24 protein-coding genes, 7 tRNA genes and 1 pseudogene are annotated in these 25,082 nt (G+C 72.1%); 21 read left to right on the forward strand and 11 right to left on the reverse strand.

Annotated elements, in window-relative coordinates; translation table 11 throughout:
• Nucleotides 1–61: 61 nt before the first annotated feature.
• The 5 genes from F0344_RS30640 (at nucleotide 62) to F0344_RS30660 (ending at nucleotide 8,499) form a co-directional block, all read left to right on the forward strand.
• Nucleotides 62–748 carry a GNAT family N-acetyltransferase gene (locus F0344_RS30640; protein ID WP_185301860.1) on the forward strand — a complete coding sequence of 229 codons (687 nt, stop codon included), beginning with the start codon at nucleotides 62–64 and terminating at the stop codon, nucleotides 746–748.
• A gap of 106 nt (nucleotides 749–854) precedes the next feature.
• Nucleotides 855–2,093, forward strand: a complete 1,239-nt coding sequence (gene cbiE, locus F0344_RS30645) for a precorrin-6y C5,15-methyltransferase (decarboxylating) subunit CbiE (RefSeq protein WP_185301861.1) — start codon at nucleotides 855–857, stop codon at nucleotides 2,091–2,093.
• 332 nt (nucleotides 2,094–2,425) lie between these two features.
• Complete coding sequence (gene cobT / locus F0344_RS30650) at nucleotides 2,426–6,049, forward strand: nicotinate-nucleotide--dimethylbenzimidazole phosphoribosyltransferase (RefSeq protein WP_185301862.1); 3,624 nt, start codon at nucleotides 2,426–2,428, stop codon at nucleotides 6,047–6,049.
• A gap of 313 nt (nucleotides 6,050–6,362) precedes the next feature.
• Nucleotides 6,363–7,616, forward strand: coding sequence for a uroporphyrinogen-III C-methyltransferase (gene cobA, locus F0344_RS30655; RefSeq protein WP_185301863.1), 1,254 nt, complete (start codon nucleotides 6,363–6,365; stop codon nucleotides 7,614–7,616).
• Nucleotides 7,617–7,680: 64 nt separating this feature from the next.
• Complete coding sequence (locus F0344_RS30660) at nucleotides 7,681–8,499, forward strand: TrmH family RNA methyltransferase (RefSeq protein WP_185301864.1); 819 nt, start codon at nucleotides 7,681–7,683, stop codon at nucleotides 8,497–8,499.
• Between the two features lie 10 nt (nucleotides 8,500–8,509).
• Here the strand turns inward: F0344_RS30660 and F0344_RS30665 are convergent, their stop codons facing one another.
• Entirely contained in the window at nucleotides 8,510–9,811 is a 1,302-nt protein-coding gene (locus F0344_RS30665) for a serine/threonine-protein kinase (protein WP_185301865.1), read from the reverse strand.
• Nucleotides 9,812–10,017: 206 nt separating this feature from the next.
• Between F0344_RS30665 and F0344_RS30670 the strand changes: the two genes are divergently transcribed.
• From F0344_RS30670 to F0344_RS30685, 4 genes are all read left to right on the forward strand, one after another.
• Entirely contained in the window at nucleotides 10,018–10,275 is a 258-nt protein-coding gene (locus F0344_RS30670; RefSeq protein ID WP_185301866.1) for a hypothetical protein, read from the forward strand.
• A 187-nt stretch (nucleotides 10,276–10,462) separates the two neighbouring features.
• On the forward strand, nucleotides 10,463–10,669 hold the full coding sequence (locus F0344_RS30675) for a hypothetical protein (RefSeq protein WP_185301867.1): 207 nt from the start codon (nucleotides 10,463–10,465) through the stop codon (nucleotides 10,667–10,669).
• Between the two features lie 201 nt (nucleotides 10,670–10,870).
• Nucleotides 10,871–11,908 carry a phosphotransferase family protein gene (locus F0344_RS30680; RefSeq protein ID WP_185301868.1) on the forward strand — a complete coding sequence of 346 codons (1,038 nt, stop codon included), beginning with the start codon at nucleotides 10,871–10,873 and terminating at the stop codon, nucleotides 11,906–11,908.
• 65 nt (nucleotides 11,909–11,973) lie between these two features.
• Nucleotides 11,974–12,273, forward strand: coding sequence for a TFIIB-type zinc ribbon-containing protein (locus tag F0344_RS30685; protein WP_185301869.1), 300 nt, complete (start codon nucleotides 11,974–11,976; stop codon nucleotides 12,271–12,273).
• Nucleotides 12,274–12,376: 103 nt separating this feature from the next.
• Here F0344_RS30685 and F0344_RS30690 read toward each other — a convergent pair.
• From F0344_RS30690 to F0344_RS30710, 5 genes are all read right to left on the reverse strand, one after another.
• Nucleotides 12,377–12,451, reverse strand: a tRNA-Val gene (locus F0344_RS30690).
• A gap of 23 nt (nucleotides 12,452–12,474) precedes the next feature.
• Nucleotides 12,475–12,546 (reverse strand) — tRNA-Val (locus tag F0344_RS30695).
• 18 nt (nucleotides 12,547–12,564) lie between these two features.
• Nucleotides 12,565–12,636, reverse strand: a tRNA-Val gene (locus F0344_RS30700).
• A 1-nt stretch (nucleotide 12,637) separates the two neighbouring features.
• Nucleotides 12,638–12,711, reverse strand: a tRNA-Cys gene (locus F0344_RS30705).
• A gap of 37 nt (nucleotides 12,712–12,748) precedes the next feature.
• Nucleotides 12,749–12,821, reverse strand: a tRNA-Gly gene (locus tag F0344_RS30710).
• Between the two features lie 163 nt (nucleotides 12,822–12,984).
• Between F0344_RS30710 and F0344_RS30715 the strand changes: the two genes are divergently transcribed.
• From F0344_RS30715 to F0344_RS30725, 3 genes are all read left to right on the forward strand, one after another.
• A complete protein-coding gene (locus F0344_RS30715; protein WP_185302968.1) occupies nucleotides 12,985–14,022 on the forward strand; it encodes a chorismate-binding protein in 1,038 nt (345 codons plus the stop codon).
• On the forward strand, nucleotides 14,019–14,840 hold the full coding sequence (locus F0344_RS30720) for an aminotransferase class IV (protein ID WP_185301870.1): 822 nt from the start codon (nucleotides 14,019–14,021) through the stop codon (nucleotides 14,838–14,840). The genes F0344_RS30715 and F0344_RS30720 overlap by 4 nt, the downstream gene beginning before the upstream one ends.
• Nucleotides 14,841–14,909: 69 nt before the next feature.
• Nucleotides 14,910–15,746 carry a GNAT family N-acetyltransferase gene (locus F0344_RS30725; RefSeq protein WP_185301871.1) on the forward strand — a complete coding sequence of 279 codons (837 nt, stop codon included), beginning with the start codon at nucleotides 14,910–14,912 and terminating at the stop codon, nucleotides 15,744–15,746.
• 32 nt (nucleotides 15,747–15,778) lie between these two features.
• Here the strand turns inward: F0344_RS30725 and F0344_RS30730 are convergent, their stop codons facing one another.
• On the reverse strand, nucleotides 15,779–16,294 hold the full coding sequence (locus tag F0344_RS30730; RefSeq protein ID WP_185301872.1) for a DsbA family protein: 516 nt from the start codon (nucleotides 16,292–16,294) through the stop codon (nucleotides 15,779–15,781).
• 153 nt (nucleotides 16,295–16,447) lie between these two features.
• On the opposite strand from F0344_RS30730, the gene F0344_RS30735 reads away from it, so the two are divergent.
• The 5 genes and pseudogenes from F0344_RS30735 (at nucleotide 16,448) to F0344_RS30750 (ending at nucleotide 18,403) form a co-directional block, all read left to right on the forward strand.
• The gene (locus F0344_RS30735; protein ID WP_185301873.1) at nucleotides 16,448–16,897 is read left to right on the forward strand and encodes a hypothetical protein; all 450 of its coding nucleotides are present in this window, start codon (nucleotides 16,448–16,450) and stop codon (nucleotides 16,895–16,897) included.
• A 346-nt stretch (nucleotides 16,898–17,243) separates the two neighbouring features.
• A pseudogene (locus tag F0344_RS30740) lies at nucleotides 17,244–17,594 on the forward strand (substrate-binding domain-containing protein); the annotation flags it as partial.
• Between the two features lie 23 nt (nucleotides 17,595–17,617).
• Nucleotides 17,618–17,731, forward strand: coding sequence for an acetylxylan esterase (locus F0344_RS36615; RefSeq protein WP_308460995.1), 114 nt, complete (start codon nucleotides 17,618–17,620; stop codon nucleotides 17,729–17,731).
• A gap of 50 nt (nucleotides 17,732–17,781) precedes the next feature.
• Nucleotides 17,782–18,090, forward strand: coding sequence for an acetylxylan esterase (locus tag F0344_RS36620; protein WP_308460996.1), 309 nt, complete (start codon nucleotides 17,782–17,784; stop codon nucleotides 18,088–18,090).
• Between the two features lie 157 nt (nucleotides 18,091–18,247).
• Nucleotides 18,248–18,403, forward strand: a complete 156-nt coding sequence (locus tag F0344_RS30750; protein WP_185301874.1) for a hypothetical protein — start codon at nucleotides 18,248–18,250, stop codon at nucleotides 18,401–18,403.
• Between the two features lie 99 nt (nucleotides 18,404–18,502).
• Here F0344_RS30750 and F0344_RS30755 read toward each other — a convergent pair whose 3' ends face one another.
• Nucleotides 18,503–19,075, reverse strand: coding sequence for a CGNR zinc finger domain-containing protein (locus F0344_RS30755; RefSeq protein ID WP_185301875.1), 573 nt, complete (start codon nucleotides 19,073–19,075; stop codon nucleotides 18,503–18,505).
• Between the two features lie 402 nt (nucleotides 19,076–19,477).
• A complete protein-coding gene (locus F0344_RS30760) occupies nucleotides 19,478–19,891 on the reverse strand; it encodes an SsgA family sporulation/cell division regulator (protein WP_003959770.1) in 414 nt (137 codons plus the stop codon).
• A 190-nt stretch (nucleotides 19,892–20,081) separates the two neighbouring features.
• Between F0344_RS30760 and F0344_RS30765 the strand changes: the two genes are divergently transcribed.
• Together F0344_RS30765 and F0344_RS30770 are read left to right on the forward strand one after the other, a co-directional pair.
• On the forward strand, nucleotides 20,082–20,534 hold the full coding sequence (locus F0344_RS30765; protein ID WP_185301876.1) for a TIGR02611 family protein: 453 nt from the start codon (nucleotides 20,082–20,084) through the stop codon (nucleotides 20,532–20,534).
• Between the two features lie 63 nt (nucleotides 20,535–20,597).
• Nucleotides 20,598–20,669, forward strand: a tRNA-Val gene (locus tag F0344_RS30770).
• Nucleotides 20,670–21,084: 415 nt separating this feature from the next.
• On the opposite strand, the gene F0344_RS30775 is transcribed toward F0344_RS30770, so the two are convergent.
• The gene (locus tag F0344_RS30775) at nucleotides 21,085–23,556 is read right to left on the reverse strand and encodes an SCO7613 C-terminal domain-containing membrane protein (RefSeq protein WP_185301877.1); all 2,472 of its coding nucleotides are present in this window, start codon (nucleotides 23,554–23,556) and stop codon (nucleotides 21,085–21,087) included.
• Between the two features lie 115 nt (nucleotides 23,557–23,671).
• Here F0344_RS30775 and F0344_RS30780 point away from each other — a divergent pair, with 115 nt between their 5' ends.
• Nucleotides 23,672–24,118, forward strand: a complete 447-nt coding sequence (locus F0344_RS30780; RefSeq protein ID WP_185301878.1) for an SRPBCC family protein — start codon at nucleotides 23,672–23,674, stop codon at nucleotides 24,116–24,118.
• A 39-nt stretch (nucleotides 24,119–24,157) separates the two neighbouring features.
• Nucleotides 24,158–24,229 (forward strand) — tRNA-Val (locus tag F0344_RS30785).
• Between the two features lie 77 nt (nucleotides 24,230–24,306).
• On the opposite strand, the gene F0344_RS30790 is transcribed toward F0344_RS30785, so the two are convergent.
• Nucleotides 24,307–25,032: a 3'-5' exonuclease gene (locus F0344_RS30790; RefSeq protein ID WP_185301879.1), complete on the reverse strand. Its 726-nt coding sequence runs from the start codon at nucleotides 25,030–25,032 to the stop codon at nucleotides 24,307–24,309.
• Between the last annotated feature and the right edge of the window lie 50 nt (nucleotides 25,033–25,082).

Below are 25,082 nucleotides of genomic sequence, written 5' to 3' on the forward strand. Positions count from 1 at the left end.
ACCGGGTGTGCGGGGCTCCGCCGTACCGACCCGGCCATGCGTGACGCCCGGCGGATGCTGCATGCTGTGCCTTTACACGGTCTTCGGCATGGAGCTGCGCATGACTACCACCTTTCCGTCCATCTCCATCAGCACGGACAGATTGGTGCTGCGCCCCTTCGACATGGCCGACGTCCCCGCGTACATCGAGATGATGAACGACGAACTCGTCACCGCCTGGACCGAAAGCCCCCACCCCTACACCCAGGTGGACGCCGAACGGTGGGTCCGCAGGATCGCTCCTGCCGAGCGCACCCAGGGCAGCGGCATCGTCTTCGCCGTCACCGAGTTCCTCACCCAGCGCCTCGTCGGATCGGTCCGGCTCCTCAACACCGACTGGCGCACCCTGGCCACCGAGGTCCGCTACATCACCGCACCCTGGGCGCGCGGCGAGGGATACGCCACCGAATCCGTCCTGGCCCTCGCCGAATGGCTCTTCCGCGACCAGCACTTCGAACGCATCGAGCTGCGCACCCCCGCCGACAACACCGCCTCCCAGCAGGTCGCCCAGAAGCTGGGCTGCATCAGCGAAGGCGTCCTGCGCAACGCGCGGATAGCCCGTACGCGGACCGAGAACGGCACCGACGGCGGCTGGACCGACATCAGGACCGACCTGATCGTCTGGGGCCTCCTCCCCGAAGACCTCGAAGGGGTCGCCGAGCAGCTCGCCGACGCGGGCGGCTACGGCAGCTACAACGACTGGAACTGACAACGAGCGGCCGCCGGACCCGGCCAGGTACGGACCAGGTACTCTCACCGTGCCCGCCACCCGCGGGCAGTGCCCGCCTGCGACACCCTTCAGGAGACTGACGACGATGGCCGACCGGGTCACGGTGATCGGCTGGGACGGCTCACCCCTGAGCAGGGCCGCCAACGCCGCCCTCTCGGCCGCCACGCTCGTCGCCGGAGCCGCGCACCACCTCGCACTCCCCGAAGTCCCCGAACGAGCCGAACGCATCCGCCTCGGCAGCGTGGACCTCGCCGGCCGCCGGATCGCCGCACACCGCGGCAGCGCCGTGGTCCTCGCCGACGGCGACCCCGGTTTCTTCGGCGTCGTACGCACTCTGCGCGCACCCGAGCACGGCCTGGAAGTCGAAGTCGTCCCCGCCGTCTCCCCCGTCGCCGCCGCCTTCGCCCGTGCCGGAATGCCGTGGGACGACGCCCAGATCGTCGTCGCCCACCCCCGTACGCTGCGCCGCGCCGTCAACGTCTGCCGCGCCCACCACAAGGTCGCCGTCCTCACCTCGCCCGGTGCGGGACCCGCCGAACTCGCCCTCCTCCTCGACGGGGTGCACCGCACCTTCGTGATCTGCGAGGAGCTCGGCACCGACCGCGAACAGGTCACCGTCCTCACCTCGGACAGGGTGGCCGACCACTCCTGGCGCGACCCGAACGTCGTCATCGTCATAGGCGGCGGCCCCGAGACCACCGCCACCGGTGCCTGGATCGCCGGCCGCGATCCCGCCTACCCCCGGGGCGTACGCGGCTGGGCGCTGCCCGCCGACGCGTACCGCGACGGTGGGGCGGACACCGTGGGAGAGACCGGCGAGGGCGAGTTCCCGGGTCTGCGGGCCGCCCAGTTGGCCCGCCTCGGCCCCCGGACCGGCGACCTCGTCTGGGACATCGGCTCCGGCAGCGGCGCCCTGGCGGTCGAAGCGGCCCGCTTCGGTGCGGCCGTCCTCGCGGTGGACAGCGACCCGGAGGCGTGTGCGCGCACCACAGCCGCGGCCCGTACGTTCGGCGTCCCGGTCCAGGTCGTCCAGGGCCGGGCGCCGCACGTCCTGGAACGCCTGCCCGAGCCCGATGTCGTACGGATCGGCGGCGGCGGCGTCCCCGTCGTCACCGCCGTGGCGGACCGCCGCCCCGAACGTATCGTCACGCACGCCTCCACCCGGGACGAGGCGGAAGCACTCGGCGGCGCACTCGCGGCGAACGGATACCGGGTCGACTGCGCCCTCCTCCAGACCGTCGAACTCGACACGTCCGCATGGTCGGAGCGCGAACGCTCTGTCGTCTTCCTCCTCTCCGGCGTGCGTTCGGACCTCGCCCCCTGACCCGGTCGGAGACGGCGGGAGGTAGGCTGGCCGATTGTTGTACCGTGCCCGGCCGTTCGTCGCTTCGTTCGTCAATGTCCGGAAAAGGGAACCGTTTTGGTCCCCGCTGTGGTACGGCACAACCGGGGGACGCGCAACGTGGCGCAGTCCACAGCGAGCCGTGGCAGAAGTGGCTGCCGCGGCGGCGAACGGCCGCGAGAATGTGTATCTCCGCGGGCGATTCGTGCCGCGCGGCGAGCCCGCTCGTTCTTGTTGACGAGCACCGGCGTGCCGTGGTTCGGGCGCCCCGGGCGAAGGGCCGAAGGAGCACTGACGATGGGCGAGGGGTACGCATGACTGACACCGGCCAGATCCCGGGCGAGGGACTGCCGGAGAACGCAGGCATGGTGGAGCAGCCGGGCGTCCCCGCCCCGGACGCCTACACCTTCCTCGAACCCTCCGAGCACGTACCCGAGGACGACGACCTTCTCCTGATGCCCACTTCCCAGGGCGCCTGGAGCGACCCGCACGCGGCTCCGGCCGAGCAGACGGCGTACGCACCGGCACCCGAGCAGGCCGTGTACCAGCCGCAGTCCTACCCGCAGGCCCCGGCGCGGACGGCCACGCAGGCCCCGCCGCAGGAGTACGCGTACGGTCATCAGGTCCAGGCCGCCCGGCCGGCGGAGCAGGTCGCGGGGACGCACGAGTCCGGCGGCCGTGACTCCGGTTCCGTGGACCTCAACGGAGTGCGCTTCCCCGCTGCCGCACCGGCTCCGGCGCAGGTCCAGGCACCCGAGCCGGTCCCCGTGGGCGCCCAGGCCGCTGCCGCTCCGCCCCGCCGGCCGCTGCACCGGGGTCCCGCCTCCACCGAGGCGCCGTCCTTCGGCAGTACGCCGAGTGGCGGCACCCCGAGCGGTGGAGTGGTCCGCTCACTTGCCGACCGGGGCCCCACGGTGGCACCGCAGCCCCAGGCGCAGACCCCGGCACCGGCCCGGCACGCGGGACTGCCGACGACGGGCCCCGAGTACTTCGATCAGGCGGCGTTCGACCTGCCGACGGGCGACGCCCCGCAGACGGGCCCGCAGGTGAACGAGATCCCGCCGCAGGCCCAGGGCCCGTGGGCCGCCCAGCCCCCGCAGCCGGCCGTTCCTCAGGCAGCGCAGCCGGAGCAGGTGTCCCAGCAGGCCGCTCCGGTGGCTCCAGAGGCCCCGGTGGCTGCAGTGGTACCGGAGGCTGCAGTGGCACCGGCTGTCCCTGCCGCCCCTCCTGCGCCCGTGGCCCCTGTCGGCGCAGCAGTAACGGTCGTCCCGGAGCCGGTCGCAGAGCCCGCCCCCGAGCCCGCCGCGGTGCCGGCCGCCGAGACCCCGGCGGAGGTGCCTGCCGAGGCTGCGGTGGAGGCTGCGGTGGAGGCGCCCGCTGAAGCGGAGGCAGTGGCCGAGGCGGCCGAGGCAGTGGCCCCTCCCGCTACTCCCGCTCCCGCCCCTGCTCCCGCCCCCGTGGCCGAGGGCGACACCATGGGCCGGTTCGTGGCGGTGGAGGGCTCCGTGCCCACGACACCGCACCTGGCCCCGACGCCGGTACCCGAGCAGCCCGTGGCCGCTGAGGCGGCAGCCGTGGCCGAGCAGCCGACAACGCCGGAGGCCGTGGCCCCCGCCCCCGCCCAGGAGCCGGAACCCGTAGCAGCGGTCGAGCCCCAGCCGGAGCCTGTGCCCGCACCCGAGCCGGTCGCAGCACCCGTGGCCGAGACGGTGCCGACGCCCGAGCCGGCCGAGCCCGAGCCCGAAGCAGTGGTGGACATCGAGCCCGAGCCGCTTCCTGAGCCGGAACCGGTCGCGGCGGCCGAGCCGCCCCAGGTGCCCGACGCCGAACCGGAGGCCGCCACCGGTCCCGAGACCATCGAGACGCCGGAAACGCCGGAGACGCCGGAACCGGCGCACGCTGTCACGGCGCCGGCAGCGCTCCCGGTCGAAGCCTCCGCCGAGGAACCCGCACCGGTGGCCGAAGCGGCCGAAGCAGCCGACGTACCGGAGTCAGCAGCAGCGCCTGTGGCACCCGTGGCACCCGAGGCAGCAGAGGCCGCCGAAGCCCCTCACGCGCCAGAAGCCCCTCACACGTCAGAAGCCCCCGAAGCGACGGAAGCACCCGAAGCGCTCCCGGCACCCGAAGCCGCAGAGACCACAGAAGCGGCAGAAGCGGCAGAAGCCCTCCACCCGGCCGAGGAGCGCGCCGCACCCGTCGCCGTCTCCCCGCCCGCCCCCGCCTACGACGACGCCGAGCGTGAAGCGGTGCTCCGTGTGATGCGCGAGCGCCGCGACATCCGTAACGGATTCCGCAGCGATCCGATCCCGCACGAGGTGCTGCTCCGCGTCCTGGAGGCCGCTCACACCGCGCCCAGCGTGGGTCACTCGCAGCCATGGGACTTCGTCGTCATCCGCTCGGCGGAGACCCGGCGTTCCATGCACGAACTGGCGCAGCAGCAGCGCGACGCGTACGCGAAGTCGCTTCCCAAGGGCCGCGCCAAGCAGTTCAAGGAAATGAAGATCGAGGCCATCCTCGACACGCCCGTGAACATCGTCGTCACCGCCGATCCCACCCGTGGCGGTCGCCACACCCTCGGCCGGCACACCCAGCCGCAGATGGCCCCCTACTCCTCGGCGCTCGCCGTGGAGAACCTCTGGCTCGCCGCCAGGGCCGAAGGACTCGGCGTCGGCTGGGTCAGCTTCTTCGACGAGCGCGAGATGGTCCGCGCCCTCGGTCTGCCCGAGCACCTCGAAATCGTCGCGTACCTGTGTGTCGGTTACGTCGACGAGTTCCCCGAGGAGCCCGAGCTGATGCAGGCGGGCTGGTCCAAGCGCCGCCCGCTGTCGTGGGTCGTGCATGAGGAGACGTACGGCCGCCGCGCCCTGCCCGGCGAGGAGCCGCACGACCTGCTCCAGGAGACCATCTCCAACATCCGCCCGCTGGACGCCAAGGCGCTCGGCGAGGCATGGGAACGCCAGAAGCGGATGACCAAGCCGGCGGGCGCCCTCGGCATGCTGGAGATCATCTCCGCGCAGCTCTCCGGGCTTTCCCGCATGTGCCCCCCGCCGATCCCGGAGCCCGCGGCTGTCGCGATCTTCGCAGGGGACCACGGGGTGCACGCCCAGGGCGTCACGGCCTGGCCGCAGGAAGTGACCGCCCAGATGGTCGCGAACTTCCTCGGCGGCGGAGCCGTGTGCAACGCCTTCGCGGCCCAGGTCGGCGCCGAGGTCTGTGTGGTGGACGTCGGTGTCGCCTCGGAACTGCCCGCGACTCCCGGACTCCTTCCCCGCAAGGTCCGTGCGGGAACGGCCGACTTCACGACCGGTCCCGCGCTGAGCCGCGAGGAGGTGCTGGCCGCGATCGAGGTGGGTATCGAGACGGCTCGCGACCTCGTCGCGGCCGGCAACAAGGGCCTGCTGACCGGCGAGATGGGTATCGCCAACACGACGGCTTCCGCGGCGCTGATCTGCGTGTACACGGGAATCGACCCGGCCGAGGTGACCGGTCGTGGCACCGGGATCAACGACGAGATGCACGCCCGCAAGGTCGATGTGGTCCGCCGGGCCCTCGATCTGCACCAGCCCGACCCGTCCGACCCCATCGGCGTGCTCGCGGCGGTCGGCGGTCTGGAGCATGCGGCGATGGCCGGGTTCCTGCTCGGCGGTGCCTCGCTGCGCACCCCCGTCATCCTGGACGGCGTGAGCGCCGGAGCAGCGGCTCTGGTCGCCAGGGCCATCGCCCCCGAGGCCCTCGCGGCCTGCATCGCCGGTCACCGCAGCGCGGAGCCGGGCCACGTCGCCGCGCTGAACAAGCTGGGTCTGCGCCCCCTGGTGGACCTGGACCTCCGCCTCGGCGAAGGCACGGGAGCGCTCCTCGCACTCCCCATCGTGCAGAGCGCCGCCCGCGCGATGCACGAGGTGGCGACGTTCGACTCGGCAGGCGTCACGGAGAAGTAGTCCAGGGCCGGGGACCGGGGCTTCGCCACGGTCCCCGGCCCCCGCCGCCGACGTGCCCCGGCGAACACCCGCAGCATGTTGTCGGCCCACGCCCCCGGCCCTCGGAACCACGCCCCCGGGAAGGGTCCGGCAGGGGGACAGACCGCCGCAGTCGCCCTGTCCCCGCCCGCACACACGGGCTCCGCACACCGCACCCCGTATCGTGGTCCCACGCCCCACCCCGCCACAGTCCCCGCACGTCACAGCCGCTCCACCGCCGCAGCGGCCCGCAGCACACCGCATCTGCACCCCTGCACGAGGAGCCCGCACAGCCATGGCCGAGCACGCCGAGCATCCCGCCTACCCCGTCGGACTGCGCCTGCGCGGGCGCCGCGTAGTCGTCGTCGGCGGTGGCCAGGTCGCGCAGCGCCGCCTTCCCGCGCTCATCGCGGCCGGCGCCGACATCACCCTGGTGTCCCCCTCCGCGACCCCCTCCGTCGAGGCGATGGCCGACGCCGGCGAGATCCGCTGGGAGCGCCGCCGCTACCAGGACGGCGATCTCACCGACACCTGGTACGCCCTCATCGCCTCCACCGACGCCGCCGCGAACGACGCCGCGTCCGCCGAGGCCGAGCGCACCCGCACCTGGTGCGTCCGCAGCGACGACGCCGAAGCCGCCACCGCCTGGACCCCGGCGACCGGCCGCAGCGAGGGCGTCACCGTCGCTGTGCTCACCACCACCTCCCAGGGCCGCGACCCCCGCCACTCCGCCGCGATACGTGACGCCATCGTCGAGGGCCTGCGCGACGGCACACTCACCGCCCCGCACCACCGCACGCGCACCCCGGGCGTCTCGCTCGTCGGCGGCGGCCCCGGCGACCCCGACCTGATCACGGTCCGGGGCCGCCGCCTCCTCGCCGAGGCCGACGTCGTCATCGCCGACCGCCTCGGCCCGCGTGACCTGCTCGACGAACTCCCGCCGCACGTCGAGGTGATCGACGCCGCCAAGATCCCGTACGGCCGCTTCATGGCCCAGGAGGCGATCAACCAGGCACTGATCGAGCACGCCAAGGCGGGCAAGGCCGTCGTCCGCCTCAAGGGCGGCGACCCGTTCGTCTTCGGCCGCGGCATGGAAGAGGCCCAGGCGCTGGCCGCCGAGGGCATCCCCTGCACCGTCGTACCCGGCATCTCCAGCTCCATCTCGGTCCCGGGCGCCGCCGGTATCCCCGTCACCCACCGCGGCGTCGCCCACGAGTTCACCGTGGTCAGTGGCCACGTGGCCCCCGAAGACCCGCGTTCCCTGGTCGACTGGGCGGCACTCGCGCAACTGCGCGGCACCCTCGTCCTCCTGATGGCCGTCGACAAGATCGGAGCCATCGCCACCGCGCTCATCGCCCACGGCAAGTCCCCCGACACCCCGGTCGCGCTGGTCCAGGAAGGCACCACGGCCGCCCAGCGCCGGGTCGACGCCACCCTCGCCACCGTCGGCGAACGGGCTGTCGCCGAGGACGTACGGCCGCCGGCCGTGATCGTCATCGGCGACGTCGTGAACGTCGGCCCCGACCCCGTCGCGGCTCCCACCCCGTAACCGGCGGGAATGGATCTTCATCCGAGCCGTTGGCACCTCACCCCGGACAAGGCAGTATCACCCTGTGGCTGATCTCATCACGATCGACGACCCCGACGACCCACGCCTGCACGACTACATCGGTCTGACCGACGTCGAACTCCGGCGTCGGCGCGAGCCCGCCGAAGGCCTCTTCATCGCCGAGGGCGAGAAGGTCATCAGGCGGGCCAGGCACGCCGGGTACGAGATGCGGTCCATGCTCCTCTCCGCCAAGTGGGTCGACGTGATGCGCGACGTCATCGACGAGGTCCCCGCTCCGGTGTACGCGGTCACCCCCGAGCTCGCCGAGCGGGTGACCGGCTACCACGTGCACCGCGGCGCCCTCGCCTCCATGCAGCGCAAGCCGCTGCCCACCGCCGACGAACTCCTGCACACCGCGCGCCGCGTCGTCGTCATGGAATCCGTCAACGACCACACCAACATCGGTGCGATCTTCCGGAGCGCCGCCGCCCTCGGCATGGACGCGGTCCTGCTCTCCCCGGACTGCGCGGACCCGCTCTACCGGCGCTCCGTCAAGGTGTCGATGGGCGCCGTGTTCTCCGTACCGTACGCCCGCCTCGACAGCTGGCCCAAGGCCCTGGACGGCGTACGCGAGGCGGGCTTCGAACTCCTCGCGCTCACCCCGGACGAAAAGGCGTCGAGCATCGACGACGCCGCGCCCCACCGGCTGGAACGGGTGGCACTGATGCTCGGCGCGGAGGGCGACGGTCTGTCCACCCAGGCGCTGATGGCCGCCGACGCATGGGTACGGATTCCCATGGCGCACGGCGTCGACTCGCTCAACGTGGGCGCGGCGGCGGCCGTCGCCTTCTACGCCGTGGCGACCGGACGCCCCGCGAGCTGACGGAACACGCCTACGGCTGGGCCCGCTGCGCCTGTGACCGGGTCTGCTCCGGCGTCCGGCCGTCGTCGCCCAGTCCGCGCGCTGGTCCCTGACATCCCTGGGCAGCCGCGATCCCCAGCGCCACCAGCAGCGTCACCACGACGAAGACGACCAGCCGCTGGCGAAGCAGCCGTGGATTGGCGGGCCGCCGCCCCGTGGAGGTGGTCCGGGCGCCGGACCGGGTGCCCGGACGCCTCTGCGCACCGTTCGTCCCCTGCGGCCGCTTCCCCGAGCGGGTCGTGCTGCGCGCCGGCTGCGGACGTGAGCCTCCGGTGCGGGGCGCTGCCGGCCGGGAGGGAGCGGACCGCTGCCCCTGCGGCCGGGCAGCCGATTCGGCGCCGTCGCCCGCCCGCCGCGTCTGCTGCTCGGCGTACGGGCCGTCCATCCGGCCGGTGGGCCGGTCGGGGTCCGAAGCGGACCGCTGTGCGGGAGGCCGGCTGTCGTGCAGCCCCTGCGCCTCGCGCGCCGCGATCTCCTTGAGCCGCATGGACAGCTGCAGCGTGCTCGGCCGCTCCTCGGGATCCTTCGCCAGGCAGGCACGGACCAGCGGGGCGAGCGCGTCGTGCACGTCGTACAGCTGCGGCTCCTCGTGCACCACGCGGTACAGCATCACTTCGGAACTGCCGTGCCCGAACGGCGAGTCGGCCATCGCCGCGTAAGCCAGTGTGGCTCCCAGCGAGAAGACGTCGGTGGCGGGCGTCACGGCGGCGCCCCGCACCTGCTCGGGTGCCAGGAAGCCGGGGGAGCCCACCGCCGTACCGACGTGCGTGAGCGTGCTCGCCCCGGTCGCCCAGGCGATACCGAAGTCGATGATCCGGGGTCCCTTGGGGGAGAGGAGGATGTTCGACGGCTTCAGGTCACGGTGCACGACCCCGGCCTCGTGGACCGCCACCAGCCCCTCGGAGAGCGCCGCCCCGATCGAGGCCACCTCCGCGGCCGACAGCGGACCCTCCTCGGCGACCTTGTCGTGGAGCGAGGGGCCCGGCACGTACTGCGTCGCGAACCACGGCCGGTCCGCCTCCAGGTCGGCGGCCACCAGGCGCGCCGTACAGCCGCCGCGAATCCTCCGGGCGGCGGACACCTCGCGCGCGAAACGCGAACGGAACTCCTGGTCCTCGGCCAGATCCGGACGGATCACCTTGAGCGCCACCCGCTGGCCGCGCCGGTCCGAACCCAGATAGACGACACCCATGCCGCCCGCGCCGAGCCGCCGGTGCAGCCTGAACGAGCCGACGAGACGCGGGTCCTCGCGCCGGAGCCGCATCATCGCCATGTCTGCCCATCCCCGCTGCCTGGTCCGCCTGACGAGGCACAGCTTACGTACCCGCCGCCCGGCACGCTCAGAGGCCGCGCCCTCGCCGGAGAATCGATTGTCAGTGCCGGGTGGGAAACTTGAGGAGTGGTCAGGGAGCGGCGGATCCAGGCGCCCCGGCCCCATGCGAGATGTCAATGGACCGTCGCAGAAGGGGGATTGGATCAATGAAGGGCGATCGTGTCGAGATAGTCGTGGACGCCGGAGACACGACCAGGACGTACGAGGTGGTGGCCTCCAGGGCAGGCCGCCGGGTGGAGACGGCCGTCCGCCGGGGGGTGGTCGAAGTGAGTGAAGTCACCCGTAATGGATCAGTGGTCCGCACCGCCCGCTTCATGGCGACCCGAGTCCTGGCCCTGGTCGAACAACCGGTTCCCAGGGAGGAAGCGTCCGAGCGTCCCCTCCGGGATGTCCCCAAGGTGTAGCGCCGCATCTCCACCCAGGGGAGTACGCCGACCACCGGCGGCTCATCCTCCGGGAGGCCCGGCATTCGGTACGCGGGCATGACGACCCGTGCCCTTGGGCTCCCTAATGTTGAGATCAAGCGGCGGGCGAGCACTCGTCCCCCGAGGTCACACGCCCGCCGCTCCACATCAGGTCAGGAGAGGAACCATGTCGGACACGGCCATGCGGACCATGATCCGTACGCAGGGACGCAGGGCACACGCCTCGTTCGGCGCCCGTCCGTCCGGCACGCGTCACCCACTGGTGGCGACGGCCATGGTTCTTCCCCTGGCGGCCCTGCTCGTAGTCGTCTTCGGCGGCTGGGAAGCGGTGGTCACTCAAGCGTCGTCCGTGGGCGTGATGCTGGGGCGCTGAGCGGCGCCCCGGGTCCGGAAGAGCGGTCCGGACCGGGACATCCGGCCAACAACCCCGTGGGGACGGGGGTGCGGCGGACGGCAGCGTTTGTCCGGCCAGCTGGGGAGCTGGCCGGACATCGCGCTGTCCGGGCCCGTACGACACGTACGCTCGGGGCCGGAGCGGTGACAGGACCGGGCCCGCCACCCACCGAGGGAGTCCATGACCACCACCACGGTCGTACGCGCACTGGGCGACCTCGCGCACGACGGCGCCCATCCGAGGACCACGTCCTGCGACTGCGCACCCGCCCAGGTGCTGGCGGACCGCGCGGACGGCACGGTCGTCCGCCGCGGGAGGATCGTGGCCAAGGCCCACGCCCCGGACTCCGACGGCCCGGCTCTGACAGCCCGCCTGGCGCTCGCCGCGATGCCCGCCCTGGCCGGCATCCTCCTCCCGCCGCTTCCCGCGCCCGTCGCCGGCGGACCCCCGGCGACGCACACTCCCGTACCCGGTCACCGGCACGGGTCACGGGACCACCGGCCGGCAGCCCAGGGGAGCACCCTCCTCGAAGGCCGCCGCGTCACGCTCTGGCCGCACGGCTCGCCCGTCGACCCGTCGGACCCCGACGCCGCCCCCTGGGAGGAGGCGGCCGTCCTCCTCGCCCGGCTCCACGCCACGGAGCCGCCGCTGTCCCTCCCGCCGATGAGGGGCCCCGTCAAGGCCGCCCTGGCCGTCGCCCGGATGTGTGCGGCCCGGCCCGACGACCCGGCCACCCATCCCGTACTGGCCGCCTGGCACCGACTGCCGGCCTGGGCGCGTGACGAGGCGCCGGCGCCCGGCCACCGCGCGGGGTTCCTCTGCCACGGAGACCTGCACCTGGGCCAGTTGGTCCGCCACCCCGCGCCGCACGGCCCCTGGCTGCTGATCGACGTCGACGACGCGGGTCTCGGCGACGCGGCCTGGGACCTCGCGCGGCCCGCGGCCTGGTACGCGGCCGGGCTGCTCCCGCCGGACATCTGGCTGCGCTTCCTCGACGCGTACCGCCGCGCGGGCGGTCCGGCCGTGCGCGCCGAGGGAGACCCGTGGCCCGAGCTGGACGTACCAGCACGGGCGCTGACCGTGCAGACCGCGGCACTGGCCTTCGCCAAGTCCGCTGCGGAGGGGCGCGGTCCGGATGAGGTGGAGCAGTTGATGATCGACGCCTGTGCCCGAATTGCGTCCCTCCCGCCCGAGTTGGCCGCCGAGGGCTCGTCGTAGGGTGAACCGACCGCAGCCGGGCATGGATTCCGGCGACGGCCAACCGACGGCGAGGAGCCGACCAGATGATGCAGTGCCCCAAGTGCCACGCGCAGATGCACACGTACACCCGCAACGGTGTCCAGATCGAGCAGTGCAGCGGCTGTCGCGGGATATTCCTCGACTACGGCGAGCTGGAGTCCCTGACCCGCCTGGAGTCGCAGTGGTCGCAGCAGGCCCCGCCCGCTCCCGCGCCGCCGGCCGCCCCGCAGGCGTACCCCGCGGCCGGCGCTCCCGGCCCCGCGTGGGGTGCCCCGCAGCACCAGGGCGGCCACTACGGCCACCACCGTCAGAAGGGCTTCGGCCGGATGCTCTTCTCCTCCTGAGCCGGGCCCGGACGGCCCGGACGTTCCGCGTCCGGGCCTGCGGGCACGAACCGCGGGGGGAACGCTGAAAGCCCCGGTCGTCGAGACGACCGGGGCTTTCGGATGGTGCGCGATACTGGGATTGAACCAGTGACCTCTTCCGTGTCAGGGAAGCGCTCTCCCGCTGAGCTAATCGCGCAGGGTGACCCTGCGTGTACTGCGTGCGCGATACTGGGATTGAACCAGTGACCTCTTCCGTGTCAGGGAAGCGCTCTCCCGCTGAGCTAATCGCGCGGGATCCTTGCGGACCAGTGGACGATACTGGGATTGAACCAGTGACCCCTTCCGTGTCAGGGAAGTGCTCTCCCGCTGAGCTAATCGTCCTTGGAGGTGGAGACGGGATTTGAACCCGTGTAGACGGCTTTGCAGGCCGTTGCCTCGCCTCTCGGCCACTCCACCAGGAGTGAGGGTCCGGGAAGATCCCTCACTTTCTGCGAGCGGACGACCAGGTTCGAACTGGCGACCTCAACCTTGGCAAGGTTGCGCTCTACCAACTGAGCTACGTCCGCTTGTCATTCCCGGTTCGCTTGCGCGTCCCGGCGACGTGTTGAACTCTAGCGGATTCCCGGGCCAGTACAAAAACGCGTTTGCGCAGCTTGCCGAGGTGCACTCGGCCCGGCGCAGGTCACGGCGTGCCGACCTAGACTCACAGACGTGTACGACCTCGCTCCCATGGCCCGCTTCGGCGGCCTCGTCGCCTCCGGTCTGCGGGATGTGACCAGTGATCCCGCGGCCCTCGACTCCTCCGGCTTCTGGGCCGTCAGCGCCGACTTCGAAGGCGGTCTCCTCTGCGCCCGCTTCTCCGACGTACGGACCGAGCCGGTGCCCGCACCCCTGCCCGGGGCCTGGCGCGGACCCGCCGTGGGGGACTGGTCCTCGTCGCTGGACAAGGCCGCCTACATGGCCGGTGTCCGGCGCGTCCGTGAACACATCGCGGCAGGTGAGGTGTACCAGGCCAATCTGTGCCGGGTGATGTCCGCGCCCCTGCCGGACGCGGTGGGCAGCGACGTGGACGCGCTCACCGCGCTGCTCGCGCGCGGTAACCCCGCTCCGTACGCGGGAACGATTCGGCTGCCCGCCCAGGGTGTCGAGATCGCCACCGCGTCCCCGGAACTCTTCCTGGAGCGGGACGGCCGGACCGTCCAGTCAGGGCCGATCAAGGGCACCGGACGCACCGAGTCCGATCTCCTCGAGAAGGACTACGCGGAGAACGTGATGATCGTCGACCTGGTCCGCAACGACCTCGGACGGGTCTGCGCGACCGGAAGCGTCACCGTGCCCGATCTCTGCGTGGTGGAGAAGCACCCCGGCCTCGTCCACCTCGTCTCCACCGTGCGGGGACGGCTCGCGGACGGCGCGGGGTGGCCCGAACTGCTCGGGGCGACGTTTCCGCCCGGCTCCGTCACCGGGGCGCCGAAGTCCAGCGCGCTGCGGATCATCGAAGCGCTGGAGACCTCGCCACGCGGACCGTACTGCGGAGGGATCGGCTGGGTGGACGCCGACCGTTCCACCGCGGCCCTCGCCGTCGGGATACGGACGTTCTGGATCGACCGCACCGGCGCCGCACCGGTCCTTCGCTTCGGTGCCGGAGCGGGCATCACCTGGGGCTCCGATCCGGAGCGCGAATGGGACGAGACCGAACTGAAGGCGTCCAGACTGCTCGCTGTAGCGTCGGGCACCTACCAAGAGACCGGAAGGACCGCACCATGATGATCTGGGTCAACGGCGAGCTGCGCGACGCCGACGACGCACGGGTGTCCGTGCTCGACCACGGGCTCACCGTCGGGGACGGCGTCTTCGAGACCGTCAAGACCGTCGGAGGCCGGCCCTTCGCCCTGACCCGGCACCTGGACCGGCTGACCCGGTCGGCCAGAGGCCTCGGCCTCCCGGACCCGGATCACGAGGAGATCCGCCGGGCCGCCCGCGCGGTGATCGATGCCACGCCCCTGCCGCTCGGCCGGCTGCGCATCACGTTCACCGGCGGGATCTCGCCACTCGGTTCGGACCGTGGCGACAGCGCACCCGGTCTCGTCGTCGCGCTGGGCGAGGTGGGCCGCCGCCCCGACTCCACGGCCGTGATCACCGTGCCCTGGACGCGCAACGAACACAGCGCGGTCGCCGGGCTCAAGACCACCTCGTACGCCGAGAACGTCGTCGCGCTCGCCCGCGCCCGCGACCGCGGGGCCTCCGAGGCGCTCTTCACCAACACGGCGGGCCAGCTCTGCGAAGGCACCGGCTCCAACGTCTTCGTCGTCATCGACGGGCAGATCCACACCCCGCCGCTCGCCTCGGGCTGCCTCGCCGGGATCACCCGAGCCCTGGCGGTGGAATGGACCGGGGCGCAGGAGACCGAGCTGACGCCCGAGGTGCTCGGCCGCGCCGAGGAGATCTTCCTGACCTCCACCACCCGCGACATCCAGGCCGTCCACCGGGTCGACGACCGGGAGCTCCCCGGCGCCCCCGGTCCGGTGACCGCCAAGGCCATGCGCGTCTTCGACGAACGCGCGGGCGACGACCTCGACCCGTAGAGCGCTGCCCGACCCGCAAAGCCGCAAAATCGGGTGACGGACCGCCGTGCAGCGGATAGAACACCTGTGATGACCACCACCCTGCGGCCGACCGGGCCGAGCAAACAGAGCGCCGACGGCGCACGGGAACGCACCTACGACGTCTGCGACAACGGGCGTCCCGTCGGTGCCGTGGAGATCTCCACCGACCCGGCGTTCGGAGCGACGGCAGGCGTGCTCCGCTCGCTGCGGATCGACGCTACCCACCGGAGGCGGGGCCGCGGCGTCATCGCCGCGCTCGCCGCCGAGGAGGTCCTGCGGGGGTGGGGCTGTGCCCAGGTCCGCCTGGAGGTCCCCGCGGACAACGATGCCGCCCGGCGGCTGGCGGCATCGCTCGGCTACACCGAGCGCAGCCGGAACATGATCAAGTCACTTCCGCAGGATCCTCCCGCCCTCCCCGGCGGACTCGTCGCGCGTCCGATGTCCGAGGAGGAGTTCGGGCACTGGGAGACCACCGCGGTCACCGCCTACGCCCAGGACTGGATCGACCGCGGCGTCCCGGCGGACCAGGCCCTGCGGAAGTCGGAGGCCGACCAGGCCAGGCTGCTGCCGCACGGACTGTCATCGGAAGGCGTGCGGCTGCACGTCCTGGTCCACGACGGGGCGGTGGTCGGCCACATCTGGGTGGCACGGTTCGAGAAGGGGCCCGGCTCCTTGATCGGCTGGGTCTACGACGTGGAGGTGCGGGAGGAGTACCGGGGGCGCGGTTACGGCCGGGCGCTGATGCTGGAGGCCGAGGGCATGGCGCTGGCCGCCGGTGTGGACCGGCTCGGACTCCACGTCTTCGCGGCCAACACACCGGCGCTCCGGCTGTACGAGTCCCTCGGCTACGCGACGACCAACCACAACCTGGCCAAGCCGCTGTAGCGGGCCCGCCGGGCGCTGCCGCGGTCCGGCCGTCAGTCCCGCGCGGCCAGCAGCCGGTCCGCGACCTCCTCGATCCGCTCGCGGAGCCCCTCCTGGCTCTTGCCGCCGTCCAGTCGCTCGTCGCCGATCACATACGTCGGAGTCCCGGTCACACCGATGGCCTTGCCCTCGGCCTGGTCGGCGTCGACGATCAGGAGATGCCGGCCGTCGATGAGAGCGGTGTCGAACTCCTCCGCGTCCAGGCCGAGTTCGCGTGCCACGTCGAGCAGGACGGACTCACCCGCGCGGGACAGGCCGGAGGTACGGGAGAGCAGGGCTTCGACGTACGGCCAGTTGCTGCCCTGCGCGTACGCCTCCTCGGCGGCCTGGGCCGCGGCGTAGGCGTGCTTGTTCTTCTCCAGGGGGAAGTGCCGCAGCCGCACCTCGATGCGGTCGCCGTACCGGGCGCGCAGGGCGTGCACATCGGTGAGGGCGCGGAAGCAGTCGGGACACTGGAGGTCGCACCAGATGTCGAGGACGACCGGGGCCGTGGGTGTGGATTCGCTCATGAAATCAGTCTTTCAGGCCGTGAGGGAGCTTCCCAATCGGCACCTGGGGAGGAGCGCGGCCCTGAAATGTCCCTGATGTGGCCGCAGGCCGTGGCCCCGGCGCGAGCGGCGGTGCAGGATGGAAGGGACGTTCCCCCTTGCTTGGAGGCCCCGATGCTTGCCGAGACCATCTTTTCCGCGGCGTCGGCGGCGGGCCTGGGCATCGCCGCGGTCACCGCGTACCGCAAGCGGTTCCTCGCGGCCACCCGGATCGCCGCCTACTCGCTCGTGCCGGTCGGCCTGGTGATGACCGGGGTCGTCGAGTGGGTGTCCGGCATCGCCTTCAAGCCGAGCGTCTGGCTCGGCTTCGGAGTGCTCGGGCTGGCCTGGCTGCTCTTCATGACCACACGTGCCGTGGAACGCCGGCGCGGAACCAGCCGGGGCGAGCGCAAGGCGGCCCGTGCGGCACAGGGTGAGGCGATCGCCCCCGCCGCGTCGGCGCCCCCGTCGACGTCGGGCATTCCGGCGGGGCGGCCCCGTGCGAAGCCGAAGAAGGAGCAGGCCGCCGCATCCGGCGACGACTTCAGCGACATCGAGGCCATCCTGAAGAAACACGGGCTCTGAGACCGAGTGCCGGGCCGCTGCGGGAGCGCCGGGGTCGGTGCCGCAGGGACGAGCTGGGCATGAATCGATTCATGGCCTTGACGCCTCGAGGTCAGGAGGTGGCGGTCCCGGTCGGATCGAAACAATTCAGTCGGTGGCCGCGCGTCGGTCGGCAACCCGCCCGCGCGTCGAAGCGCGTCGAAGCGCGTCGACGCGCGACGTGCGTACCGGTGCGGTCGGGGTCACCGGATATCGGCGAGGATGACGGACTACCCGGTATCACCGTCCGTACGATGGGGGAGTCCCCGCGCCCGTGCGCGGCGGCAGTGCGCGGGGGCCGTGAAACGTTGCGTCAGCGGGGCAGGGCCTTGACGTCGCCGCGGGCCGCGACGCCGGAGCCAGGCTGCTCGGACTCGTCCCCCGGCCGACCGCTGTCTTCTGCGCGAACGACCTCCTCGCCCTTGGCGTCCTGCAGGCGCTGTACGCGGCCGGGGTGCGCGTCCCGCAGGACGTGGCGATCGTCGGCTACGACGACATCGAGTTCGCCGCCGCGGCGGCCGTACCGCTCACCTCGGTGCGTCAGCCCGCTGTCGTGATGGGACGGATGGCGGCGGAACTCCTCCTGGAGGAGGCCGACGACGCCGGCACCCACGAGCACCGCGGCGTGGTGCTCCAGCCGGAACTCGTCGTACGCGCTTCCAGCGCCTCCCCGCGCTGACCCCTTCGTACTGCTACCGGCGGGTGTTCACCGACGCCGTGCGAGCCGTCGAGGCCGCCCGTACGTATTTCGACCCGGCGCGCATCGTCGTGTACGGCGGCAGTCAGGGCGCGGGCCGCCGTGGCGCTGATTCCTGACGTGTCCGTGGCGTTCAGACGTTCCCTTCCTCAGCGACTTCAGGCGGGCCGTGGAGATCACCGACCAGGACCCCTACCGGGAGATCGTCCGCTTCCTCTCCACACAGCACGGCGCTGCCGAGCAGGTCTTCCGCACGCTCTCGTACTTCGCCGGTATGAACTTCGCCGCCCGTGCCCACACCCGTGCCCTCTACTCGGTGGCGCTGATGGACGCGGTCTGCCCGCCGTCCACGGTGTTCGCCGCGTACGACCACTGGGCACGGCCGAAGGAGATCCAGGTCAATCCCTGGAACAACCACGAGGGTGGCTCCGCGACCCAAGTGGGCGTCCAGCTCCGCGCGTTGCGCGAACTCAGCTGAGCCGCCGGGGGCGGGAGCAAGAGCCCGAAGCTCCGAAAGTGTGACGCCGGATCGGACGCCGGATCGATTCCTCCCGGCCACGGAAAGGGTGAACTCCCGTCCGGAAAACGAGTGTTGGCCGCCAGCGCGGGCTCAACTGCGTCATGATCAACCCGAGATGGTGGACACATCCCCGGGCGAAGCCCCCGCACTCCCTGCCGAAGAGCCCCGTGGCTGCCTCTTCGCGCTTTCCCAGCCACCCCTGATGATCTTCCTCACGGTGATCGGCGGTCTGCTGCTGATGGCCGCACTGCATGATCTCTTCCTGCTGTGAGGCGCGGAGCGGCAACCCGGCCCGCCCCGCCACCCGGACCGGTCCCGCCGGGGCGGGCACTCGGCGGACGGCACTCCGGCGATCCGGCCCAGGGGAACGTCAGCGAGACGCTTCCTTGCGCCGGGCCCGGTACGCCGCGACATGGAGCCGGTTACCGCAGGTGCGGCTGGAGCAGTAGCGACGGGAGCGGTTGCGGGACAGATCGACGAAGGCGCGCCGGCAGTCCGGTGCCTCGCAGCGCCGCAGTCGCTCCTGCTCGCCCGCCACGACGATGAAGGCCAGCGCCATGCCGCAGTCGGCCCCGAGGTGATCGGCGATCGAGGCGTCCGGGGCGAAGTAGTGGACATGCCAGTCGTAGCCGTCGTGATTGCTGAGCTGCGGGGTGGTCCCCGCGGCGGCCACGAGCCTGTTGACGAGACCGGCCGCGGTGCCCGAGTCGGGCGCCGCGAAGATCTCCGCGAACAGGCCGCGCACGTCCTGCACGGCCCGCAGGTCCTTCTCTGCGAGCTCGCCGACGCCGCTGATGCGGTGCCGCTCCGCGAAGTCGTACAGCGCCCCGACGTCGGCGAGTCCGTCGGTCTGCTCGCTCTCGGGCAGCTCGGACTCCGGCGCGGTGTTCACCAGATCGACCACCGTGTCGAGGGCGATCCGGGTGTCGTGTGGGATCAGCACGCTTCGCTCCCTGGAATCCGGCGGGCGGGCGCCCGCCGATGGCGGCTGACTCTACTGGCTCACGAAGGACCCATCGGGCCGGGAGTGGGCCCAGGGGCCTCGGGATCCTTGTTGGACCGGCCTGCTGGCCCTTGGGGGCCCTGTGGCACTGCGGCGGGGTGCATCCAGGGCGGCTCCAGGGGCGGGAGCGGGCGCGGGGCCCCGGGCGCGGACCGTGGCGGCGTACCCTGCCGCCGGTGTCTGTGTCGGCGCCCTCCGACGGACCGCAGCGGCCTGAAACGTGCACCGGCGCCGTTGCCGCGGTGGATTCCGCGGCGACGGCGCCGGCATATGCCCTATGGGGTTGTCCGCGTGACGCCGTCGCCCCGAGTTCGGACGGCGTCGCGCAGCCTTCGTCCTGGCTCAGCTCTCGGCCAGGATGTGTGAGAGCTCCGTATCGAGGTCGAAGTGACGATGCTCGGTGCCTGGTGGAACCGCGGCGTCGGTCCTTTTGAGGAACGACTCCAGGGCCCTTGCCGGGGCCTCGAGCAGGGCTTCGCCCTCTGGGGAGCTCAGCGCGATACAGACGACGCCCTGGCCGTGACTACGTGATGGCCAGACGCGGACGTCTCCGGTGCCGGTGGGCCTGTGCAGCCCTTCGGCAAGGAGGTCGCGGGCGAATACCCATTCGACCGTTTCCTCCGCTCCGGTGTGGAAGGTGGCGTGCACGGCATAGGGATCGGCCGTGTCATACCGCAGGCCCGCAGGTACAGGCAGTGAGGACTCGCTCGACACAACGAGGCGCAGGTGCAGCTCGCAGCTGACCGTGGTGTTCATAAGCGCCAGGGCCTTTCGCTCAGTGTGCGCTCGGGGATTCGCACGTCGGCGAAATCGAGATGCCACCTACGGTGGCGTTGTAAACCCCTCTGACCCATTTGTGGCTCTTCGGGTCCCTCGTACGGTGGTGTGTAACTTTGAGTTATGCGGCCATTCCGGTGACGAAGTCCGTTCAGGTAGGTTGGTGTCCATGAATGCGGAGAGTGACGAGCGGACCGGGGCGACGGCGCAGGCCCCCGAGTTCGCCGCGGGGGGTGCAGTGAAGCCCGAGCGGGAGCTGGGATCGCGGGCACCGGCCTTCATCCAGGCGCGGAAGCCGTTGCACATGAGCTGGCAGGTAGGTGTCTTCGTCGTCGGCCTCGCCGTGGTGGTGGCGGGCGTGGCCATGCTGGTGCTGCCCGGGCCGGGGTGGCTCGTGATCTTCGGTGGCATGGCGATCTGGGCGACCGAGTTCGTCTGGGCGCAGCTGGTGCTCCGGTGGACCCGGCGCAAGGTCACGGAGGCCGCGCAGAAGGCGCTCGATCCGAAGGTGCGGCGGCGCAACGTCATCCTCACCACGATCGGACTCGTGATCGTCGCGGTGCTCGTCGCGGTCTACGTCTGGCAGTTCGGAATCGCGATGCCGTGGAAGATCGCCGAGTGACCTGAGGTCCCCCGGGATGGTCCCGGAGCGCCGCTGACATGGGGTAATGTTTGCGGTGCGCCCGGGCGATTAGCTCAGTGGGAGAGCGCTTCGTTCACACCGAAGAGGTCACTGGTTCGAACCCAGTATCGCCCACCCGGACAGAGGGCCCGTGAGACCAAGTCTCACGGGCCCTCTGGCGTTCCCGGCTCCGGACACCCGTGCGGCGCCCCGCTGTCCGGTGGCCCCGTTCACGTCTTCCCGTGGTGCCCTCCGGCCGTGTGCCGGCCCGCCCACCTGCGTTGTCGCGTCACGCTGACCTCCGTGTTCCGTCGAAGCGCGCCAAGCGATTCCGTCCCAACCGTTGACGTTGTGCCATCGGGTCCTCTGCTGATCACTACGCACCCGGCGGGCGCCGACATCGCCGAGGCCGCCTTACTGCGCATCGCCACCGATGGCGCTGGTGATCCGGGCGGGCCGGCAGAGCGGCAGCATGATGTGCCAGTAGATCCGGGGGTGCTCGGCGACCGCATGCCGTCCTGAACCTCCGGGGCCCCTGGGACCGGACGCGTCACCGCATCCGGCCCAGGGCGTCCCTGAGCCGCCGTGCGTCCCGCAGCCGGTGCTCGTAGGTGGCGCCCACCACCAGGAGCAGCACCCCGGCCAGCGCCGGCGGCAGCCAGCGGGGCAGCGCCCCGGCCACCTGCACCACATAGGGCGCCAGCTCGTGCAGCGTCACCAGCGCCAGCACGCCGCCGCCCAGCAGAAGCAGCGCCTGGAGCCGGAACCGCGCGCCCAGCAACGTGATCACCAGCGCCGCCACCCCCAGCAGCAACGGCCGCAGCCACTCCGTGTCGACCCACGCCGCGAAGAGACTGGGCACCAGCGTCGCCGCGAGCCCAGGACCGAACGCCGTCCACGAGGAAGCCGCCGGATCACGGCGCAGCCGCAGCACGCCCACCACCAGCGCGGGCACCGTCACCGGCAGCGTGTACGCCTCCGGGACCGTCACCCCGGACGCCACCAGTCGCACCCACATGGCCGCCATGAACAGGACGGCCGACAGATACCCGGCGACCTGCCTGCGCTCGGGACGCACCGCGGTGGCCGCCGCCAGCACCCCGCACAACGCCAGCACCAGAGCCAGGAACGGCGGGCTCGGCACCGCCATCGCCAGCGCGAGCAGCGCGCCGAACGCACCCGAGAGCTCGACCGCCGGACTCACGGGGCCCCGCAGCCGGAAGCCCAGGAGCACGGTCACCGCGGTGACCACCAGCAGGACCGGCGCGCCCTCGTGCACGGCCAGACCCAGCGACGTGCCGACCGCGGACGCCACCATGATCGCGCACAGCACCGCGACACAGGCGAACACCGCCCGTACCGCAGTCACCCGCGCCCGCACCGCGGCACCCGCGAACAGGCCCAGCAGCACGCCGAACACCGTGTACGTGGCCGCCTCCGATGCCAGGGACAGCACCCCGACCGCCGCCGCGCCGGCCGGCGCACACACCAGCGCGGTCGCCGCCACTGCGGACAGCGAGGTGAGCGGCGCCCCGGACAGACCATGGACCGCCACCAGCAGCAGCCCGGCCACCAGCACCACCTGCGCGGCCACCGCCAGGACGTACCCGGCATCCAGCGCGGCCGGCAGCACCAGCAGCGCACCCCAGCCGAGACAGAGGGCACCGGCCGCTGCTCCACCACGCCACCCCGCACCGGCCGCGACCGGCGCCCCCGGCACACCCACGGGCCTGGACCGGTGCGCCGCGAACAGCACACCCGCCACCACCGCGAGCACCACCGGGGAAGCCGCCATGCCCGACCACGGCACCGACATGCCCATCGCCTCCCGGATTCGGTCCGGAGCACCCGACCAGACGTCCGTCAGCAGCGACAGCGGGCCCAGCAGCACCGCGGCCGCCGGAGGCAACGCGACGAGAACCGAACCCGCCACCACCACTGCGGCCCCTGCCAGCACGCCCTGCCCGGCGGGGCGGGAGACCTGGGTCCTCAGTACGGCCATGAGCACCACCGCACACACCAGATACGCCACGACCGCCCAGTGTTCCGGCACCGCCGTCCGCAGCACACCGCCTACCGCCGCCATCGCGGCCAGCCCCGCCAGGCAGCCCGCGACCAGTGCGAACTCCCGCCGGGCCCGCCATGCCCCGAACAACGCCACCGCGGCACCCACGAGCAACAGGACCCCGGGCCGGACCGCCGACAGTGCCCCATCGGCCGACACCGACATCACCAGGCCCACCAGCAGCGCGAGCACCCCGGTCACCACCGCGCACAGGCCCGCCGTGACCCGTACCCCGAGCCCCTTGCCCCACAACACGACCGCGGTGTCCGCCGCGGCGGTCACCAGCAGCGCCCACCCGAAGCCGAGCGCCGATGCCTCGGCCGCCCACGCCCCCAGGAGCAGCGGAAACTGCCCGGCCACCGCCGCCGCGGGCAACGGCAGCCGCAGCTTGCCGAGCGCCGTCCCGTACGCTGCCCACCCCGTGGCCAGAACCGCCGCGGCGACGGCCGCGAACGCGAGTCCGTCCGTGCCGGGCGCCGCCACCGCGTGCAGCGCGTACGCGTCGAGCACCGTCAGTACGAGAGCCGGCGCGGCCAGCGACTCGGCCGTCGAGGACAGCCCCCGCTTCAGCAGGACCGCGGGGGCGGCCAGCGCGCCGACCGTCACAGCGGCGAGGACCGCGGAGCGGCCGCCGATCCCCATGGCACCCCAGCTGACCAGGGTGAACGCGATCGCGGCGATGATCAGCAGCAGACCGCCGAGCGACAGCAGCACGTTCTGCGCACTGCGCGGCGCAGCCGCCCGGCCCGGACCCCCGGGGCGCAGCGGGGCCGGGTAGTGCCAGGCCGGCGGCGACGGGGGGTGCCGGGGGAAGGGCGGGAGCGGCGCGGCCTGCTGCTGCAGCACGGTCAGCAGCCAGGTACGCCGGTTCAGCAGCTGGACCCGTCGGGCGTCCAGCTGCACCAGTTCGCGGTCGAGGAGCGCCAATTCCTCGGCGGGTGGCGGCACATGTTCCATGTACGTGAGTGTGGCCCCCACCACGCGCTCGTACATGCGCTCGGATACTCAGATTCAGCGAAGTCCCCCCGGCGTTCCGCGACCGAGTACGCGCCGCAACGCGCAGACTGGACCCATGGACTGGAGCCACTACCGTTTCACCAGTGTCTGGGACATCCCAGCCCCGCCCGACAGCGTCTACACCGCACTCGAACGCGCCGAGGACTACCCGCAGTGGTGGCCTCAGGTCCGTGCGGTCGCCGTCATCGACGAGATGAGCGGAACCGCGCGTTTGCGCTCCTTCCTGCCGTACGAGCTGGTCGTCACCGCCCGCCGGAACCACCGCGACCCGCGCTCCCGGGTCATCGAAGTGACGATGACCGGCGATCTGGAGGGCTGGGCCCGCTGGACGGTCGCTGCGCGCGCCGATGGCAGCCGAGCCACCTACCAGCAGGAAGTCGTCGTCCGCCGCGCTCTGATGCGGCGCCTCGCCGTGCCCGGACGGCTCGTCTTCCGCGCGAACCACGCGCTGATGATGCGCTCCGGACGCCGCGGGCTCGCGGCCCGGTTGCGAGGAGTTTGAACCCGACCCGCAGAGCCCTGTATGGTTCAACCCGTTCCCGGGCGATTAGCTCAGCGGGAGAGCGCTTCGTTCACACCGAAGAGGTCACTGGTTCGAAACCAGTATCGCCCACCGGGAAGAGCCGGTCCGTCGGCATCATCGACGGACCGGCTTTCGCGTTCCCGTACGCCGGGACCGCAACCGCGGCCTCAGGCCGCGGCACGCAGCTCCGGGCGCAGCGGCCACGCCGGGTCCACCACTTCCGGTGTCCCGCTCTTCGCGAACCACGCCTGCAGACCACGCGCCTGGGCCGCGTGCCACACGGCCTGGAGCGTGTGCAGCTCGGCCGGCGTCAGCCGCTCCAGCCGCCCGGCGAAACGCCTGCCCACCGCCCGTACCAACTCGAGCGACGCGGCCGCGTCGGCCGCTGCGTCGTGCGCCCCGTCCAGTGCCACCCCGTACACCTCGCACAGATCCGTCAGCGTACGACGGCCCTTGCGGTACCGGTCCAGATGTTTGTCGAGCACACGCGGATCCAGCACGCACAGCGGAGAGTTCTGGAGATAGCGGCCCAGTGACGACGCCCGGTGGCGTTTCAGCTCCCGGTCCAGCAGCGTCAGATCGAAGGGGGCGTTCATCACGACCAGCGGGCGCCCCGTCGCGCCCTGCTCAGCCAGCGCCCGGGCTATCTCCTCCACCACAGGCGCGGGCCACCGGCCGTTGCGCTGGAGGTGATCGTCGGTCAGACCATGGATCTCGGTGGCGCCCGCCGGCACCGGAATCCCCGGATTGACCAGCCAGCGGGTCACCCGTGCGCGCCCGTCGGCGGTGTCCTGGACGACGAGAGCGGCCGAAACGATCCGGTCCTCCTCGACATCCACGCCTGTCGTCTCGGTGTCAAAAGCGGCCATCGGCCCTTCGAACCAGTGCATCATCCCCGAACTCCTCGCACCCGCACGGCAGCTGGAGTGATTCCTCTGCCCGG

Origin of the sequence: Streptomyces finlayi (assembly GCF_014216315.1) — a bacterium.
Lineage (GTDB): Bacteria > Actinomycetota > Actinomycetes > Streptomycetales > Streptomycetaceae > Streptomyces > Streptomyces finlayi_A.

Excerpts from the sequence above, each read along its gene's own strand:
- F0344_RS30640 (WP_185301860.1), top strand. The coding sequence starts at position 62 with ATGCTGTGCCTTTACACGGTCTTCGGCATGGAGCTGCGCATGACTACC.
- cbiE (WP_185301861.1), top strand. The coding sequence starts at position 855 with ATGGCCGACCGGGTCACGGTGATCGGCTGGGACGGCTCACCCCTGAGC.
- cobT (WP_185301862.1), top strand. The coding sequence starts at position 2,426 with ATGACTGACACCGGCCAGATCCCGGGCGAGGGACTGCCGGAGAACGCA.
- cobA (WP_185301863.1), top strand. The coding sequence starts at position 6,363 with ATGGCCGAGCACGCCGAGCATCCCGCCTACCCCGTCGGACTGCGCCTG.
- F0344_RS30665 (WP_185301865.1), bottom strand. The coding sequence starts at position 9,811 with ATGGCGATGATGCGGCTCCGGCGCGAGGACCCGCGTCTCGTCGGCTCG.
- F0344_RS30670 (WP_185301866.1), top strand. The coding sequence starts at position 10,018 with ATGAAGGGCGATCGTGTCGAGATAGTCGTGGACGCCGGAGACACGACC.
- F0344_RS30675 (WP_185301867.1), top strand. The coding sequence starts at position 10,463 with ATGTCGGACACGGCCATGCGGACCATGATCCGTACGCAGGGACGCAGG.
- F0344_RS30680 (WP_185301868.1), top strand. The coding sequence starts at position 10,871 with ATGACCACCACCACGGTCGTACGCGCACTGGGCGACCTCGCGCACGAC.
- F0344_RS30685 (WP_185301869.1), top strand. The coding sequence starts at position 11,974 with ATGATGCAGTGCCCCAAGTGCCACGCGCAGATGCACACGTACACCCGC.
- F0344_RS30715 (WP_185302968.1), top strand. The coding sequence starts at position 12,985 with ATGGCCCGCTTCGGCGGCCTCGTCGCCTCCGGTCTGCGGGATGTGACC.
- F0344_RS30720 (WP_185301870.1), top strand. The coding sequence starts at position 14,019 with ATGATGATCTGGGTCAACGGCGAGCTGCGCGACGCCGACGACGCACGG.
- F0344_RS30725 (WP_185301871.1), top strand. The coding sequence starts at position 14,910 with ATGACCACCACCCTGCGGCCGACCGGGCCGAGCAAACAGAGCGCCGAC.
- F0344_RS30730 (WP_185301872.1), bottom strand. The coding sequence starts at position 16,294 with ATGAGCGAATCCACACCCACGGCCCCGGTCGTCCTCGACATCTGGTGC.
- F0344_RS30735 (WP_185301873.1), top strand. The coding sequence starts at position 16,448 with ATGCTTGCCGAGACCATCTTTTCCGCGGCGTCGGCGGCGGGCCTGGGC.
- F0344_RS30750 (WP_185301874.1), top strand. The coding sequence starts at position 18,248 with ATGGTGGACACATCCCCGGGCGAAGCCCCCGCACTCCCTGCCGAAGAG.
- F0344_RS30760 (WP_003959770.1), bottom strand. The coding sequence starts at position 19,891 with ATGAACACCACGGTCAGCTGCGAGCTGCACCTGCGCCTCGTTGTGTCG.
- F0344_RS30765 (WP_185301876.1), top strand. The coding sequence starts at position 20,082 with ATGAATGCGGAGAGTGACGAGCGGACCGGGGCGACGGCGCAGGCCCCC.
- F0344_RS30775 (WP_185301877.1), bottom strand. The coding sequence starts at position 23,556 with ATGGAACATGTGCCGCCACCCGCCGAGGAATTGGCGCTCCTCGACCGC.
- F0344_RS30780 (WP_185301878.1), top strand. The coding sequence starts at position 23,672 with ATGGACTGGAGCCACTACCGTTTCACCAGTGTCTGGGACATCCCAGCC.
- F0344_RS30790 (WP_185301879.1), bottom strand. The coding sequence starts at position 25,032 with ATGATGCACTGGTTCGAAGGGCCGATGGCCGCTTTTGACACCGAGACG.